The following is a 16,239-nucleotide window of genomic DNA, read 5'->3' on the forward strand; positions in this document are numbered from 1 at the left end:
TATTCGGACTGGGCCTTCACGTCGTCGATCGTCTTGCTGGTGATCGCGCTCGTGTTCCTGGCCGTCGAGCTCGCCGCGGTCGGTAGCAGGAAGGTCGCCGACCGCGAACTCGTCGCGGCAGGCACGGTCAGCGCCGACAGCGCAACCCCCGGCATGGTCGTCGACGCGCCGCGGCGACCGTTCGACGAGCGCATCGGGCGGGCCGGACTGATCCTGGTCTATGCAGGCATCGCGCTGCTGTTGGTGTGCATCGTGCTTCGTGGCCTGGCGACCGCGCGGGTGCCCTGGGGCAACATGTACGAGTTCATCAACCTGACGTGCTTCTCCGGACTGGTTGCAGGGGCGATCGTGCTGCGCCGCCCGCAGTACCGCGCGCTGTGGGTGTTCGTTCTGGTGCCGGTGCTGATCCTGCTGACGGTGTCGGGTCGCTGGCTCTACACCAACGCCGCACCGGTGATGCCCGCGCTGCAGTCCTACTGGCTGCCCATTCACGTGTCGGTGGTCAGCCTCGGCTCCGGTGTGTTCCTGGTCGCGGGCGTGTCCAGCATCCTGTTTCTGGTCAAGATGTCGCGCCTTGGTGCCCCGTCAGAGAGCGCAGCGCAGGGGACTGCCGCACGGATCGTGGGGCGGCTGCCCGATGCGCAAACCCTGGACCGAATCGCCTATCGCACAACAATCTTCGCGTTCCCGGTGTTCGGGTTCGGAGTCATCTTCGGCGCGATATGGGCCGAGGAGGCATGGGGCCGGTACTGGGGTTGGGATCCCAAGGAGACGGTGTCGTTCATCGCATGGGTGATCTATGCCGCGTACCTGCACGCCCGCTCGACCGCGGGCTGGCGCGACAAGAAAGCGGCCTGGATCAACGTCGCAGGATTCGTCGCGATGGTGTTCAATCTGTTTTTCATCAACCTCGTCACCGTCGGGCTGCATTCGTATGCCGGCGTCGGCTGAACCGGCAATGAGAAAGGGCTAGCTGTTGTCTGACGATCCCTCGCCTGGCTTTCGGTCACAACAGCGGTTCAGCGATCCGGCCACCGACGAGTCGACGCCTGCGGAGTGGACCGATCCGACGCCGCCGACCGGGATCCCGGTCAGCCAGCCGGAGCCCGCACCCGCGCCGTATCCGGAGCTGTCCACCGCCTCGCTGCTGCGGCAGAACAAGCGGCCGCCGTCTTCTGGCTGGCGCCGCGCGTTGTTCCTGGCCTCCGGCAAGCTGATCAACCTCGGTGAGGGCCCGAAGGCGATTCACCGCAACAACCTGCTCGGACAGGTGAACCGGCCGCTGCAAGGCTGCTACCGGATCGCGCTGCTGTCGCTGAAGGGCGGCGTAGGCAAGACGACCATCACCGCGACGCTCGGCGCGACGTTCGCGTCCATCCGTGGCGATCGGGTGGTCGCGGTCGACGCCAACCCCGACCGCGGCACGTTGAGCCAGAAGGTGCCGCTGGAAACGCCCGCCACGGTGCGCCATCTGCTGCGCGACGCCGAGGGCATCGACCGCTACAGCGACGTGCGCAGCTACACATCGCAGGGGCCGAGCCGGTTGGAGGTGCTGGCGTCGGAAAGCGACCCGGCGGTGTCCGAGGCTTTCAGTGCCGACGACTACTCCAGAACGGTGGACGTACTGGAACGCTTCTACAGCCTGGTGCTCACCGACTGCGGCACCGGACTGATGCATTCGGCGATGTCGGCCGTACTGGCCAAGGCCGACGTCCTCATCGTCATCAGTTCCGGTTCGGTGGACGGCGCCCGCAGCGCATCGGCGACGCTGGACTGGCTCGACGCGCACGGCCACGAGAAGATGGTCAAGAACTCGATTGCGGTGATCAACGCGGTGCGACCGCGGTCAGGCAAGGTCGATATGCAGAAGGTCGTCGACCATTTCTCCCGCCGCTGCCGGGCGGTGCGGCTGGTGCCGTTCGACCCGCACCTCGAGGAGGGCGCGGAGATCAGCCTGGAAAGCCTGCGGCGAGAGACGCGCGAGGCGTTGATCGAGTTGGCGGCGGTGGTGGCCGAGGATTTCCCGGGCACGCAACGGCCCAACGACCTTTTCTAAAGGCGCGGGACTACTTGGGGCGAGGATTGTCCCCGTGCCCGAGTCGGCGCAGGAAGTCGGGGTCGTCGTCGGGGCCGATCGTGCGCGGCTTTGGACGGCTGGCCGTGGCGCGAGTCAGCCGCCAGCCGATGTAGATCAGTCCGGCCAAGACGAGAACGAAGAGCAGATAAGCCACGCAAAACCTCCTTGATCCGAATATACGCGCCGTCGGTAGGCTCAGGCCGTGTCTGCGCCCCGCCCCGGATCCCGCCTCGTCATTGATGTGCTGGCCTACACGCTGGCCCGAATGTTGCTCGTCGTCATTCTGACGGCGGCCATCTTCGGAGGCGCTCATATGCTCGGCCTGCGCGACTTTCCGCTTGTCGTCGCCCTGCTGTTCGCGATCGTGATCGCGTTGCCGCTTGGTATTTGGATCTTTGCTCCGCTGCGCAAGCGCGCCACGGAGGGCATCGCGGCGATCGACGAGCGGCGGCGTCAGGACCGCGAGCAACTGCAGGCCCGGCTGCGCGGCGAAGAGCCGCCCACCCAGTGACGACGACCATGACGCGCGAGGCGTTCGGAGCCGATTTCATTGGTGCAGAAGGATTTCTGAATTCGCCGACCTACGGGCTGCCGCCGCAGTTCATGTTCGACGCGCTACAGGATGCCCTGCGTGTTTGGCAGGCGGGCACCATGGACGTGCCGTCCTTCGACGCCTCCGTCGACGCTGGCCGGGCCGGCTACGCCGCGTTGGTGGGTGTGCCCGTCGGCTCGGTGACGATGGCGGGCACGGTGTCATCTGCGCTGGGACTGGTCGCCGCCGCGATACCGGACGGCACCCGGGTGGCGACGCTGCCCGGCGAATTCACCAGCACCAGTTTTCCGTTCGCCGCTCAGGCGGCGCGTGGCGTCACCGTCACCGAACTCGATTCTGACGAATTGGTGACAACCGCGAGCGACTACGACGTGGTGACTGTCAGCTTGGTGCAGTCGGCCAACGGCGCGGTGCTGGATGCCGAGGCCCTGCGGGCGAACGTGGCCGGAACCGACACACTGACCGTCATCGACGTCACCCAGGCGCTGGGGTGGAAGAACATCGATCTGCAGTGGGCCGACGTCACCGTCGCCGCCGTCTACAAGTGGCTGATGGCGCCGCGCGGCACGGCGTGGATGTCGCTGAGCGACCGCGTCTCGAGCTCGATGGTCCCGCACGCCGCCAATTGGTACGCGGGCCAACAGCCGTGGTCGACGATCTACGGGTTGCCGCTGCGGCTGGCCGACGATGCGCGGCGGTTCGATGTGTCACCGACGTGGTTCAGCGCACTGGGCTCCGGGCTGACGTTGCCGTGGCTGGCGTCGCTGGACCCTGCCGAAGTCGAGGCGCATGCGCTGGGCCTGGCGGCCCGTGCGCGCACCGAACTTCAACTGCCCCAAGAGCCTTCGGCGATCGTCTCGATTCCGACCGCGGCCTCCGAAAAGCTCAGAGACGCGGGCATCCGGGCGTCCATACGGGCAGGTGCCGTCCGCGTCGGCTTCCACCTGTATAACACCGAGGACGACCTGGATCGCTTGCTCGACGTCCTGCGGTAGCACCCGAGCCGGTCGGCGGCTGCTCAGTCGAAGAGGTCGGGCTGCTCGCGGGTGATGCGCGCGAACAACGGCTGAAAGCTGAACCAGCCCGCGAAGTGTGTGCCGACTTGTCCCGCAGTGTGTTTGGCCATCGCAGGCTCGATGAGCACGGGCTTGCCGACGGCCTCGGCCAGTAGCTGCGCCTGGCAGGACCGCTCCATCGTGATGAACCACCACGCCGCCTCCTCAACCGAATGGCCGACGGTGAGCAGGCCGTGGTTTCGCAGAATTGCGGCCTTGCAGTCGCCGAGCGAATGGGCGATGCGCTTGCCCTCCTCGAGGTCCAGCACCACGCCCGAGTACTGGTCGAACAGCGCATGGTCGTCGTAGAAGGCGCACGCGTCCTGCGTGATCGGGTCCAGCAGCCGGGCGAGTGTGGACCACGTCTTGCCGTAGACCGAATGCGAGTGTGCGGCGCCGATCACGTCGGGACGCGCTGCGTGCACCTGCGAGTGGATGGCGAAGGCGGCCTGGTTCAGCGGGCGGTCACCTTCGACGACCGTGCCGTCGTGGCGGACCAGCATCAGGTCGCTGACGCGGATGTGGCCGAAGTGCATGCCGAACGGATTGACCCAGAAGTGGTCGGTCATCTCGGGGTCGCGGGCAGTGATGTGGCCCGCGACGCCCTCGTCGAATCCGAAGCGGCTGAACAGACGGAACGCGGCCGCCAGGTTCTGTTTGCGGTGCAGACGTTCTTCGTCGACGGTGCGACCCTCGTCGGGGAGAAGCGCCGCGACGTTGCCGCTCGCGAGTCGGCCGGCCTGTTCGACGTCGTCGTCAGTCATTGGCTGAGGCTACCCGCCGAAATCGCTCAGCCGGCGGCGTCTTGCAGTATTTGGCGAAGCTTGTCGGTCGGGTCTCCTGCCCCCGGGTTCAGCCTCAGCTCACCTCGTTCGCGCTCGGGATCGCTCGCGCCGGCCACCGGCGGAGGCGCCGACGGTGGCGGTGGGGCCGCAGGTGGCGGCGCAGGCGGTGGCGGCGGCGGGGCGTTGTCGACCCCGGCGAGTTTGGCCGCCAGACGGGCGGCCGAGTCCTTCCTTACCGCACGTCGTTCCGGGTCGGGATCGTTGTTGTTCGCGAAGCAGCCCTTCGGCGCACCCTCCACGACGGCGAGTGCGTCGCGGTAACGCGCCCGGGCATCGTCTGGACGGCCCTCCCATCCGTCGATATCGCCTTGGCGTTCGCGCACCAACTCGAGGTTCACCAGGACTGGGCAGGCCTCTTCCGTCGGTGTACGCGACAACGCCTCGGAGAAGTGTTGGTCGGCCTCGTCGAGCCGGCCCTGCAGGACGGCCAGCGTGCCTGCCGCGAACGGTGCCTTCGCCGGCTGCAGCACGTTGAGCACGCTGAGCGTCGACGTGTCCCGGGCCAGGGCTTCTGCGTTGCGATCGGTGAAGTTCGTAACCGCCGAATTACCTGCGACGACAACAGAAACCATCTTGACCGCGGCGAGCAGCATGATCAGCATCACTGGCGCAGAAAACAGCAGCAGCCGGCGACGCAACGACAACCGCGACGGTCTGCGTGCGCCCGTCACGGCGTCACGTCCCGTCTGGCGGATCGCGTGCGGCGCAGATCGCGGATGCCTGCGAACAACTCGAACAGGATCAGCACAGCCGCAGGCAGGGTGAACACCCAGTACAGTTCCGTGCGGTCGGCGACGCCTGATGACGAAGCCTCGTTCGAGGCGGACTGTGCCGTGCCGCTGTGCGGAGCCGACTCCGAGAGGGGTCGACCGTCGTCGCGGTCCACATAAGGCAGGCTCAGCTGCTCGGCGATCCGGCGAATACCGGGTTCGTTTCGCGCTGCGCCGTACCCGAACACCGCGCCGCCGTCGATGGCACCGGCGGTCGGTTCGAACTCGCCCTGCGGTGCGCGCGAGCCGGGGGCACCGGAACCGAAGTAAAACACCAGGCTCTTGGAGCCGGGGTACTGCTGCCCGGCCGCAATCAGTTGGTAGCGCAGCACGTTCGCGGCGGCCGCCGCGTTCACATCCTCGGTTGTGTCGTTGGTGGGATAGGGCGAAAGGCGCGCCACCTCGGGCCTCAGGCTCCACGCGTCCTCCGACAGCGGCCAGTCCAGTGACGCCCGGGACGCGAACGCGATGACGGCGAACCGGGCCGCCGGGTACTGGTCGATCAGGGATCCGATGTCAGTGCGAATCGCAGACATTCGTGGTTGCCGGTCACCGTGGTCCTCGATGGCCGAATCCGCCGACCGGTCGACGAGGAAGAACACATTGGTGTTCTCGGCGGACTGCTTTGCGGCGGCGGATCCGCGTTCGCCATGTTCGATGCCGGGCCGGGCCGCGGCGATCAAAATCAGCAGGATGGCGAGCGTCAACCCGGCCCAGCGCCCGACAGTCGTCCATCGCGCCCCTGCGGTCGCGTGCAATCGCCGCATGGTGAGCAGTCGCAGCGCGACGACCACGGCCGCGATGACGAGCAGCACCACGAGCGGCAGTACAGGAGCGAACGTCATCGTCGCAGCACCACCAGCGACAGGCACAGCAGTGTCGAGGCGACGACGGCGATCGCCAGCGGAACCGCAGGCGCATCGCCGAACCACGAAGTGACCGTCTCATCGGGCGCGATGCCCGCCGATGGTGGGTTGTTGCGAATGGCGTCCAGATCGCTTGGCAGCCGGTCCTCCCGGTTCTCGAGCGAGAAGTATTGTCCGCCCGATGCTTTCGCGATCGGCGGAAGAATGCCGGCGGCGCGGTTCGACGGGCTCAGCGCATTGATCTGGATGCCCGCATCACTCGCCATCTTGCTGACCTGATCCGCGGTCAGCAGGGACCGCCTGGCTTCGTCGGGCTCGCGCGTCTGCCCTGGGCCCAGGTAGATCAACGTTCGACGGTGTGTGCTCTTCGAGTCGAAGGACGGGAACCCTGTTATGCACAACGCCAGCACGTCCTCGACACTCGACGCGTAGTCCACATACGAGACGGCAGGGGAAAACGACGCGGTGTCGACCGGGGTGTCTGCCGCTGGGTCTTGCGAAAGCTTGGCGAGGTCGCCGAGCTTGGCCCCCGCGAACTGGTAGTCCCGGGTCATCGGAATCAGCCGCCGATTCGGTGACGTGAGCCCGATGCGCTGAGTGCCGTACATTCGCGCCTTGTCGGCGAAATAGGTGAGAAAGGCCCCGGTTGTCTTGTCTGTCACCGGCTGACCGACACACAGCATGATGTCCTGCTGCGGATCGGCCGCCGCGCTCGACCACCACCATCCGGTGGGACGAGCGCTGGCAAGCACGGCGGCGCCGAACAACAGCGCGAGCAGAATGACCGTGACGAGCATCGACACCAGCCTGGCCCGCGCCACCCTCCCATATTCGGGTAGCCGTGTGAGCCGCGACGAGTTCGCCATCCGGCGCAGCTGTCGGCGGACCTGCTCCATCGGTAACAACATCGCAAGCGCGACAGCCACTGCCAGACAGGCCATTCCAGCGAGCGCGACAGGCCACCAGGTCAGGCCCACGAACGGATCAACTCCTCGGCCGTCGAACCTACTTCGCTCACATCCACCGGCGAGGCGGAGTTGAACTGGGCGTCGTTGAGTGCAGCCAATAGCGGTGCCGCCTCGGCCAGCTCGCTCGAGCTCATGCGGTCGACATGCATGTACTGCGCGCGGGTGCCCGTGGCCTGGTGCAGAAAGCTGCGCAGCGTCCTGCTCATCTGACGGCCCGCCTGAGCCGCCGTCAGCTCGTCGGCCCGGTATCGTTCATCGATAGCGTGGATGGCACGAGAAAACCTACGACGCAAAAGCTTCGAGTGCACAGAACGGATCCACGGTATCGACCGCAGCCGCTCGGCGGGCAGAGTCCAGGTGAACACTCCGACGTACCAGATGACGACGACTGCCAGCAGTGCCAGCCCGACCCACAGCCACGTCGCCGCATACGGTGACGGGCCGATCACGAACTGAAGTACGTCATCCGGCACGGGCGAACACCTCGGCCATCCCGACCAACCGCGTGCGGATCTGCGTGCTGCCACCGACGGTTGTGTGGGGAATCGAGTAACCGGTCATGAAGTCTTCGAGTTCGCTTCTTCGGTTCTGCTCGGCGCGGCGGTAGGCCGCCACCACGCGGGGACCGAGGTTGGCGCCGCCGATGACGAAGCGCCCCGACGCGACGTCGTATCCATCTCCATCGGCGTCGGGCGTGCCGACGGCGGGGATGTCGGAGACCATCGCCCACATCACGTCGTGGCGTCCCGAGAGGCGACTGACCGCGTCCTCGAGACGGCTGTTCGGCTCGGGCTCGTCGGAGACCACCACGATCAGCATCTGATGGCGGTAATGTGTTGCGACGTAATCTAATTGACAAGATATGTCGCTTGCGCCGGGGTTGGCCAGCGTGTGTCCGTAGTAACGGTCCAGCATGCTCTCGATGTGGGTTTCGCCGCGCCTCTGGCGGATGTTCACGCAGCCGCGGTCGTCGCCGTAGACCATGCCGATCTGATCGGCGCGCTTGAGGGTGATCAACCCGATTGCGCCGAGGATGTTGGTGGCGACATCGACTTTCGTCTCACCACTCGGTGACGCAGCGGTCATGTTGCGGCCTGCATCGGCGACGAGCAGGATCTTGTGGTGCTTCTCGTCGACGAAACGTTTGATAAGCACGCTTCCCGAACGTGCGGAGGCCTTCCAGTCGATGTCGCGGACATCGTCGCCGCGAACGTAGGGCCGCAGGTCGTCGAACTCCAGGCTGCGGCTGTGCAGTAGCGCGTAGCGGCCACCCTCCAGCAGACCGCGGGTGTCGGTGCCGAAGTGCGACCTCGCCCGGTTGAGATGCTTTCCCACGGCGACCTCTAGGGCACCCGGACCGCTTGAAGCACGGCATCGATGACGACTTCGGGGGTGATGCCGTTACTGGCGGCTTCGAAACCGAGGATGAGCCGATGCCGCAACACGCGGTTGGCGAGCTTTTCGACGTCGTCCGGTATGACGTGCGCCCGGCCGGACAGGACGGCCAACGCGCGCGCCGATTTACAGAACGCGATGGTCGCGCGTGGACTGGCGCCGTACTCGATCAGCCGTGCCAGCTGACGGGGCAGGTGATCATCGGGTGTGCGGGTCACGGCCACGAGTTCGCTCGCGTAGAGCATCAGCGCCCGGTCCATGAAGACGTGGCGGACGATGTCCTGCAGCCGTCGCACATCGTCGAGGTTCACCACCGGCCTGCTGCGATGGCTCTTGTCGTACAGCCCGGCATCCATTCGATCCATCACCTCGACCTCTTCGGCGGGCGTGGGATATGACACGACATCCTTCAGCAGGAATCGGTCGGTCTGCGCCTCGGAGAGTGGGTAGGTGCCTTCCTGATCGACCGGGTTCTGGGTGGCTATCACGAGGAAGGGCTCTGGGATCGGGTAGACGCGCCCGGCGATGGTCGTCTGGCGTTCCTCCATCGCCTCCAGCATTGCGCTCTGCGTCTTGGCGCTGGACCGGTTGATCTCGTCGAGCAGCACGATGTTGGTGTGCACCGGGCCCAACTCAGTGGCAAACGAGTTCGTCGCCGAGTCATAGATCTGTGTGCCGATGATGTCGCTCGGCAGCAGGTCAGGGGTGCACTGGATGCGCTGGAAGCCGCCGTGAATGGATTCGGCGATGACGCGGGCGGCCGTCGTCTTGGCCAGTCCGGGCACGCTCTCGATCAGGATGTGCCCGCCGGTGAGCAGACCGATCAGCAGGGACTCGCGCAGATTCTCCTGCCCGACGACCTTCGCCGAGAATGCATGGCTGACCGCGCCGACGATGCGCTGCGCGTCGGCGATATCGCGCTGGCTGAGTTGAACGGGCGCTGCGGTCATCGATGCCTTTTCTGGGCTGGGGGTTTCTCGAGGGAGCGAGGGTTCGGATACCCGGGCTGTCAGCGCAGCACACCTGCGCCCTGGTTACATGATGCGCCAGCCCGGGAAGTAGCTGGTCACGCCTTCAGCGGGTGCATTGCCGGTCGGCAGGGGCCAGTCTGATTTATGCGCCGAGCCACAGTGCCAGCGCCACCGCCACCGACCACACCACCATCGTCAAGCCGGTATCACGGAGGACGGGGATCAAGTCTCTGCCCAGGCCGCCGGTGCGCACGGGGCGCGCGGCCCGCCACCCCATTGGTGCAGCGATCAGGCCAACCGCGCACCAGGGCGTTGCGACCAACAGCAGCAGCGTCATCAGCAACGGGACGGCCAGCAGGCCTTGATACAGCAGCCGGGTGCGCGCGTCCCCGAGCCGCACCGCCAGGGTGATCTTCTGGGTCTCCTTGTCGGTCGGGATGTCGCGCAGGTTGTTGGCGACAAGCACCGCCGACGACAGCGAACCGATTCCCGCCGCGAGTGCCAGCCCGACCCAGTCGACCCTGCCCGCCTGGGTGTACTGCGTGCCGAGCACGGCGACCAGACCGAAGAACACGAACACCGCGACCTCGCCCAGTCCCAGATATCCGTACGGTTTCGAGCCGCCGGTGTAGAGCCAGGCGCCTGCGATGCACACTCCTCCGACGGCGATCAGCCACGGCTGGCTCACGATCGCCAGCGCGAGGCCCGCCGCGGCCGCCACCCCGAAACTCAGCATCGCGGCGGTGAGCACCGAACGTGGTGTGGCCAAACGGGATCCGACCAACCGCAGCGGCCCGGCGCGAACGTCGTCGGTGCCGCGGATGCCGTCGGAGTAGTCGTTGGCGTAGTTGACCCCGATGATCATCGCGACCGCGACAACCAGCGCGAGTAAGGCTTTCCACCACACCGCGCCGTCAAGCCAGGCCGCTGCACCGGTTCCGGCGATGACGGGGGCGATGGCGTTCGGCAGGGTGCGTGGACGGGCGCCCTCGACCCATTGCGCGACACTGGCCACGCCGCCATCGTTTCACGTCCGGCGCACCGCGGGCTGCCACGTGGAACACTGAGTGCCATGGACGACCGACTCAGCAAGAACGAGATTCGCAAGGACGCCCTTCAGGAGACCGCGCAGTCGGTAGCGGAGACGGTGGGCGAAGTGACCACGATCATCACCACCGCCATCAAGGATGTAGCCGGTGCGATCGGCGGCCTGGCCACCGACGTGTTCGAGATCCGGGACGGGGTCAGGCGCGCCGAGCAGCGCACCCACGACACAGTGGACTGAGGTCGCGGTTCAGCGCTCGGGGCGCTGCCCGCGCGTTGCGCCTGCGCCCGGCACGATCGTGCGACTGGTCGCTCGCTGATAGCTGTCGCGGGCCGCGGTGTCGCCTGAAACCCACACCGATCCCCAATCGACATCGGGATGACCCCTCAGCCTGCTGGGAACTTCATGCAGCTGGCCGAACATGTTCAGTTCGGCGAACGTGCCACCGATGTCGCGCTGACGATCCTCGGTCGCCCTCGGACGCGGCGATTCGATGACGGTACGCGGCGTCTCTGCCACGCCGCCGGAGACTTCGGCGATGTTGTGGACACAGGGAAACACATAACCCATCGGCCATGCGGTGAGCACCGGGCCGTTGTCGGCGAGGAACGCGGTCAAGCCAACGACGGACCGCAGGCGCGGGCCGGTGAAGGCCAGCCATCCGAATGTGTCTGTGCTGCCGTCGACCGCGCGAATCCGAACCCGGTCGGCACCTGCGGGGACGTCGGAAGCGTCGACGCCCATGGTGCGCCAAGTGGGCTTGGCGGGATCGTCGCCTGACAAGCCGCGGCCGTTCGGCGTGCGCTGTCCCAGCGCTGCGACGCCGGCACCGGTGGCGTGCCCGAATTCGAAGGTCAGCAGGTTGGCGCCTGTCGTATCTCCCGAGACGGACACGGCCACACTGTCATTCGGTGCGAGAGCGGGCAGCACGAACCACCGTGTCGAGACGGAGCCGATTGTCTGCGCACCAGCGGTGTCACTTCCCCACAAGAACTTCGATGCGCCGGTGCCGACGCTGTCAGGCGGCGGGGCGGCGGGGTGGTATCCACCCTGAGCGGTGAATCCGGCCATTACTTCGTCGGGTTCTGCTGGTGCCAGAGCGTTGCCGTCGGGCAGCACTTCGATGTCGTCGGCCAGGCCGCAGACTTTGTCGCCGGTTATGCGCTTCAGGTTCGCCAGTGCAATCGAGCCTGCGGGCCGTCGCACGGGCGCATCGATGAACGATCCGAAGAGCAACACCAGCGCTGTGCCGCTGGCAATCACGGCGACTAGCGCGGGACCGGCGGCGCCGGCCCGTCTGGCCATCCGGCTGAACTTCTGCGGGCGGCTGAGCGCTGCCACCACGATCACCACGGCCACCACTGCGATCCACAACAGCGGGTCGTCAAAGGGCACGCCGAGCGGCCTGAATGAGACCGTTGCCAATGGGATGTCGTAGAGGGTGCCCAGCCACCATTCGTTCGGCCCGTCGAACGCGAGGGCGGCGCTCGCAGCCAGCAGTATCGATCCCGCGACACCGACGAGGACGACCGCCCGACCGGGGGCCCTGGCCCGGCGGAACAACAGGACGGCGGCAGATGCGAGGAAGGCCGCGAAAACCCCTGCCGCGGCGCCGAAATGGTATGACCACTTCGACGGGGTCAGCGCCAACAACATCAAGGAGACGATCACCACGGCACCGAGGCGCAGCACCTTCCCGCCGAGGCCGTCTGGATCCGGACGTCGGATGGTCAGTATTCCGATGACCGGTAGCAGCGCGACCGACAGCAGCACCGGTAAACGCTTGACCGAGGTGCCCTGCTGACTGTGCTCGAGGAGATAGGCGTAGCGATCAGCCTCGTGGTACCACGGTATCGTCGGTCCGAAGTAGGCGTGCCAGTCAGTCGCGGTGGCCACGCCGTCCCAGGTCTGGTCGGCGAAGACGACGGTAAGGCCAATGGCTGCAACGCAACACAGCAACGCCACGTCGGCGGTTACCTGAAGTCGTGTCCGTCCGGTCGCGCGGAAGGCGGCCAGCAGCCGTGGGGCACACACCAGAATCGGGGCGATGACCAACAGGCCGTTGGGGCTGATCGGGATGGTCAATCCGACGACGAGCGCCAGCAGGCCAAGCCCGGCCCGACCGGTCACTCGCAGAGCCAACGCCAGTGCAGCGGTAACGCCAAGCGCCACATAGGCTTCCGGGCGTGTGCCGAGATTGAAGGGCAGCCACGCGGCGAGCAGGAACACCGCGGCGAGAATCCGCACCCGTGCTGTCGCCGGCCCTGGCACCACGTTGCCGAGTACTCCACGTGAGAGCACGAACCAGGTCGCCGCCGCGAGAATGGTGCTCGGCAGCCTCAGCCACAACGGCGCGATGCTGATCTCGGTCAGCGGGGCGAGCAGCTGCTGGCTGAACGCGAACGGCGATTCCGCTGCGTCCCACCAGCGGTAGTAGTTTCCGGGGTTGCCGGTGGCAGCCATGTTGCGGGCGATGGTGGTCGCCCAGCCGTCGTCCACCGACAACGGTCCGATGACGGCCCACCCGCACAGCGCCGCCAGCACCGCGCCGTCGATCCACCACAATCGCGACCGCATGAATCGCGGCAATCGCGGTCGGGCACTGAGCAGGAGAACCAGCGCGAGCCCGACCGCGAGCAGCTGCGCCGCGATGAGGACGATCTTCAGCGGTGCAGGCGTGGTCGCGAACGGTGAGGTGACGCGGGCGGTTGCCGTCATGCCTTGCGCCTGCGCGGAGCCGAGGTCGGTGCGGAATCCGAAGACCTCCGGCACCGGCTGGTCCGCTAATTCGACAACCCGCCCGTCGGGTGTGCTGACGGTGACGCCTGCAGTATCCGAATCGATGGCGAGACGGCAGTCGACGCCGCCGCCGGGTATGCCCAGGTCGAGGTGCCGGTCGTCGAACTGCAGCACGGCTTGCTCGGCCCGCGCCGTCAGCACAAGGCCGTCACCGGCAGTCCCGGTCCCCAGCACCGTCACCGGGCCACCGTCGCCGGCGGCGCGCAGCGCCGTGCACGGCACGGATGCCGAGAACGTGGTGGGCCGGTACGGAGCGAAGATGGCGGTGCTCGACTCGACCGGCATACCCGCCGCTGGCCAGGTGACCGTCGTGACCGTCACGAAGACGGGTGCGAAAGGAAGCGTGAGGGCGGCCAGCAGGCCGGTCAGGCCGACCGCCAAGGCGACCCACGTGCGGCTGCGGAATGTCGTGGAAGGCATGAGCTGTTTGCCAGCGTGCCTGTGCGGCTCGGTCGACGGAACGGGGGGTACCGGGGACGTCACGACAGCGTCATGAATCGACCGGCAACTCGATGCATAAGAATGGACCGATGCTTGGAGTCATCGGCGGCAGCGGTTTCTACTCGTTCTTCGGGGCCGACGCGCGCAGCGTCAACCTCGACACCCCCTACGGCGAGCCGAGCGCGCCGATCACGGTCGGCACCGTCGGAGTGCACGAGGTCGCCTTCCTGCCGCGTCACGGCGTCAATCATGAGTTCTCGCCGCACACCGTTCCGTACCGGGCGAACATGTGGGCGCTGCGGGCGCTGGGCGTGCGCCGGATCTTCGGGCCCTGCGCCGTCGGCAGCCTGACACCTGAACTCGGCCCGGGAGCGATGGTGGTGCCCGATCAGCTGGTGGATCGGACCCGCAGCCGCGCGGACACCTACTTCGACTCCGGCGGCATCCACGTCGGGTTCGCCGATCCCTACTGCCCGTCGCTTCGAGCCGCCGTCACCGACCTGCCCGGGGTGATCGACGGCGGAACGATGGTCGTGGTTCAAGGGCCGCGCTTCTCGACGCGCGCCGAAAGTCAATGGTTCGCAGCGCAGGGCTTCACGCTGGTGAACATGACGGGCTATCCCGAGACGGTGCTCGCCCGCGAATTGGAAATGTGTTACGCGGCAATCGCTTTGGTGACCGATGTGGACGCCGGCGTCGCAGTGGGCGCAGGGGTGCGAGCCGTGGATGTGTTCGCCGAGTTCGAACGCAACCTTGTCCCGTTCAAGAAGCTGGTGCACGAGGCGATCGACCAGGTGACCAACGAGCGGCTGTGCACCGACTGCCTACCGCACGAAGGTGTCACGCTGCCGTTCGAGCTGCCATGAGGGTGCTGCTGACCGGTGCCGCCGGGTTCATCGGGACACGGGTGGCCGCCGCGCTGACCGATGCCGGACATGAGGTGGTCGGGGTCGACGCGATGTTGCCCGCCGCGCACGGTGACGGCGTCGAGCCGCCGGAAGGTGTGCAGCGGGTCGACGTCCGGGACGCCGGTGCTGTCGCATCGCTGCTCGACGGGGTCGACGTGGTGTGTCATCAGGCCGCGGTCGTAGGGGCCGGGGTGAACGCAGCGGATGCACCGTCCTACGGCAGCCACAACGATTACGCCACTGCTGTTCTGCTCGCAGAGATGTTCGCGGCGGGGTGTCGGCGGTTGGTGCTGGCGTCGTCGATGGTGGTGTACGGGCAGGGCCGGTTCAGTTGTGCCGAACACGGCGTGGTCGAGCCGCTGCCGCGCACGCGCGCGGACCTCGACGCCGGGGTCTTCGAGCACCGATGCCCGGTCGGCGGCGAAGAGTTGCAGTGGCAGCTTGTCGACGAGGATGCGCCGTTGCGGCCGCGGAGCCTGTACGCGGCCAGCAAGGTCGCGCAGGAGAATTACGCGCTGGCGTGGGCGGAGTCCACCGGCGGGTCGGTGGTCGCGCTGCGCTATCACAACGTGTACGGGCCGAACATGCCGCGCGACACTCCGTACTCGGGGGTGGCGGCGATCTTCCGGTCGGCGATCGAAGCGGGCGATGTGCCGAGGGTCTTCGAGGACGGCGGACAGATGCGCGACTTCGTCCACGTCGACGACATCGCTGCCGCCAACGTCGCGGCGATCGAGGCGAATCGCGAGGGCTTCACCACCGCGAACGTGTGCTCGGGGAAGCCGATCTCGATCCTCGAGGTGGCAAAAGAGTTGTGCGAGGCCCGCGGTGACGTGCCGCCGCTGGTGACGGGGCAGTACCGCAGCGGCGACGTCCGCCACATCGTTGCCAGTCCGGCGGGTGCGGCGGAGTTGCTGGGCTTCCGTGCGGTGGTGGACCCACGCGACGGTTTGCGCGAGTTCGCATACGCGCCGCTGCGGGGATAACCAGCGCGCTTATCGAGGTGTGCGTTAGATGGATGGCTCCAGGCCATCCCCCGTGCTAGCGTTTGCTCGTCTGGGGGACTCGCAACGTGCGACCACCGCGTCGGCATTAAGTAGGGGAGGCTCCCATGCCTGGAAAGCACCGTAAAACGTCTCGACCTGCGGCGATCGTCGCTATGGTCGTCGCGCCCGCAGGCCTGGCGGCCGCAACCATTGCCGCCACCAGCATGCCCGCCCCTGTCCCGCCCGACACGACAGTCGCCGCGCCGTCAGTAGATCTGACGGCGCTTGTCTCTGCTGCCAACTCGACATCGCAGTTCTTCGCAGGTTCGTCCTACTACGGCACCGATTGGAAAACCGTGTACGGCCAGCAGCAGGTCGTGCCGTTCCTGGCGGGGCCACAGGGCATCGCGGATTCCATCGACGGCGTCCAAACAGGTAATAAGCAAACCGGTGTCACTGCTTCTGGCTGGGGGGCCGGCCAGACCGGAACTGCACTCGGCATTCTCGCCCAGAACGGCGATACGCAAGCGCTGAACAGCATCGGACTGGTCATCCTCGAC

Annotated in this window: 17 protein-coding genes and 1 pseudogene; 8 read left to right on the forward strand and 10 right to left on the reverse strand. The window is 66.9% G+C overall.

The window, feature by feature from the left end; translation table 11 throughout:
- Both ccsB and QOJ24_RS09185 read left to right on the forward strand, forming a co-directional pair.
- Nucleotides 1-951, forward strand: a 951-nt coding sequence (ccsB, locus tag QOJ24_RS09180) for a c-type cytochrome biogenesis protein CcsB (RefSeq protein ID WP_526260676.1), incomplete at its 5' end; no start/stop codon positions are given.
- 25 nt (nucleotides 952-976) lie between these two features.
- Complete coding sequence (locus QOJ24_RS09185; RefSeq protein WP_526260677.1) at nucleotides 977-2,056, forward strand: MinD/ParA family ATP-binding protein; 1,080 nt, start codon at nucleotides 977-979, stop codon at nucleotides 2,054-2,056.
- Between the two features lie 10 nt (nucleotides 2,057-2,066).
- Here the strand turns inward: QOJ24_RS09185 and QOJ24_RS09190 are convergent, their stop codons facing one another.
- On the reverse strand, nucleotides 2,067-2,231 hold the full coding sequence (locus QOJ24_RS09190; RefSeq protein ID WP_526260678.1) for a hypothetical protein: 165 nt from the start codon (nucleotides 2,229-2,231) through the stop codon (nucleotides 2,067-2,069).
- Between the two features lie 48 nt (nucleotides 2,232-2,279).
- On the opposite strand from QOJ24_RS09190, the gene QOJ24_RS09195 reads away from it, so the two are divergent.
- On the forward strand, nucleotides 2,280-2,588 hold the full coding sequence (locus QOJ24_RS09195) for a DUF4229 domain-containing protein (protein ID WP_526260679.1): 309 nt from the start codon (nucleotides 2,280-2,282) through the stop codon (nucleotides 2,586-2,588).
- Nucleotides 2,589-2,596: 8 nt separating this feature from the next.
- Complete coding sequence (locus tag QOJ24_RS09200) at nucleotides 2,597-3,625, forward strand: aminotransferase class V-fold PLP-dependent enzyme (protein ID WP_526260692.1); 1,029 nt, start codon at nucleotides 2,597-2,599, stop codon at nucleotides 3,623-3,625.
- 23 nt (nucleotides 3,626-3,648) lie between these two features.
- Here the strand turns inward: QOJ24_RS09200 and QOJ24_RS09205 are convergent, their stop codons facing one another.
- From QOJ24_RS09205 to QOJ24_RS09240, 8 genes are all read right to left on the reverse strand, one after another.
- Nucleotides 3,649-4,449, reverse strand: a complete 801-nt coding sequence (locus QOJ24_RS09205) for a class II aldolase/adducin family protein (protein ID WP_526260680.1) — start codon at nucleotides 4,447-4,449, stop codon at nucleotides 3,649-3,651.
- A 26-nt stretch (nucleotides 4,450-4,475) separates the two neighbouring features.
- Nucleotides 4,476-5,201, reverse strand: a complete 726-nt coding sequence (locus QOJ24_RS09210) for a hypothetical protein (protein ID WP_526260681.1) — start codon at nucleotides 5,199-5,201, stop codon at nucleotides 4,476-4,478.
- Nucleotides 5,198-6,145: a vWA domain-containing protein gene (locus tag QOJ24_RS09215; RefSeq protein ID WP_526260682.1), complete on the reverse strand. Its 948-nt coding sequence runs from the start codon at nucleotides 6,143-6,145 to the stop codon at nucleotides 5,198-5,200. Before QOJ24_RS09215 ends, QOJ24_RS09210 begins: the two co-directional genes overlap by 4 nt.
- Nucleotides 6,142-7,143: a hypothetical protein gene (locus QOJ24_RS09220; protein ID WP_526260683.1), complete on the reverse strand. Its 1,002-nt coding sequence runs from the start codon at nucleotides 7,141-7,143 to the stop codon at nucleotides 6,142-6,144. Before QOJ24_RS09220 ends, QOJ24_RS09215 begins: the two co-directional genes overlap by 4 nt.
- Nucleotides 7,134-7,607 carry a hypothetical protein gene (locus QOJ24_RS09225; protein WP_526260684.1) on the reverse strand — a complete coding sequence of 158 codons (474 nt, stop codon included), beginning with the start codon at nucleotides 7,605-7,607 and terminating at the stop codon, nucleotides 7,134-7,136. Before QOJ24_RS09225 ends, QOJ24_RS09220 begins: the two co-directional genes overlap by 10 nt.
- Nucleotides 7,597-8,469 (reverse strand): DUF58 domain-containing protein, encoded by an 873-nt coding sequence (locus QOJ24_RS09230; RefSeq protein ID WP_526260685.1) that lies wholly within the window; start codon nucleotides 8,467-8,469, stop codon nucleotides 7,597-7,599. Before QOJ24_RS09230 ends, QOJ24_RS09225 begins: the two co-directional genes overlap by 11 nt.
- 8 nt (nucleotides 8,470-8,477) lie before the next feature.
- On the reverse strand, nucleotides 8,478-9,479 hold the full coding sequence (locus QOJ24_RS09235; RefSeq protein ID WP_526260686.1) for an AAA family ATPase: 1,002 nt from the start codon (nucleotides 9,477-9,479) through the stop codon (nucleotides 8,478-8,480).
- Nucleotides 9,480-9,642: 163 nt separating this feature from the next.
- The gene (locus QOJ24_RS09240; protein ID WP_526260687.1) at nucleotides 9,643-10,515 is read right to left on the reverse strand and encodes a 1,4-dihydroxy-2-naphthoate polyprenyltransferase; all 873 of its coding nucleotides are present in this window, start codon (nucleotides 10,513-10,515) and stop codon (nucleotides 9,643-9,645) included.
- Between the two features lie 57 nt (nucleotides 10,516-10,572).
- Between QOJ24_RS09240 and QOJ24_RS09245 the strand changes: the two genes are divergently transcribed.
- Entirely contained in the window at nucleotides 10,573-10,785 is a 213-nt protein-coding gene (locus QOJ24_RS09245) for a hypothetical protein (RefSeq protein WP_526260688.1), read from the forward strand.
- Between the two features lie 9 nt (nucleotides 10,786-10,794).
- Here QOJ24_RS09245 and QOJ24_RS09250 read toward each other — a convergent pair whose 3' ends face one another.
- The gene (locus tag QOJ24_RS09250) at nucleotides 10,795-13,764 is read right to left on the reverse strand and encodes an arabinosyltransferase domain-containing protein (RefSeq protein ID WP_526260689.1); all 2,970 of its coding nucleotides are present in this window, start codon (nucleotides 13,762-13,764) and stop codon (nucleotides 10,795-10,797) included.
- A 110-nt stretch (nucleotides 13,765-13,874) separates the two neighbouring features.
- Here QOJ24_RS09250 and QOJ24_RS09255 point away from each other — a divergent pair, with 110 nt between their 5' ends.
- The 3 genes and pseudogenes from QOJ24_RS09255 to QOJ24_RS09265 all read left to right on the forward strand — a co-directional run.
- The gene (locus tag QOJ24_RS09255) at nucleotides 13,875-14,651 is read left to right on the forward strand and encodes an S-methyl-5'-thioadenosine phosphorylase (protein WP_526260690.1); all 777 of its coding nucleotides are present in this window, start codon (nucleotides 13,875-13,877) and stop codon (nucleotides 14,649-14,651) included.
- The gene (locus QOJ24_RS09260; protein ID WP_526260691.1) at nucleotides 14,648-15,679 is read left to right on the forward strand and encodes an NAD-dependent epimerase/dehydratase family protein; all 1,032 of its coding nucleotides are present in this window, start codon (nucleotides 14,648-14,650) and stop codon (nucleotides 15,677-15,679) included. Before QOJ24_RS09255 ends, QOJ24_RS09260 begins: the two co-directional genes overlap by 4 nt.
- Nucleotides 15,680-15,852: 173 nt before the next feature.
- Nucleotides 15,853-16,239 (forward strand): annotated as a pseudogene (locus tag QOJ24_RS09265) (PE-PPE domain-containing protein); the annotation flags it as partial.

Source organism: Mycobacterium sp., assembly GCF_032159775.1.
In the GTDB taxonomy this organism is placed as follows: Bacteria; Actinomycetota; Actinomycetes; order Mycobacteriales; family Mycobacteriaceae; genus Mycobacterium.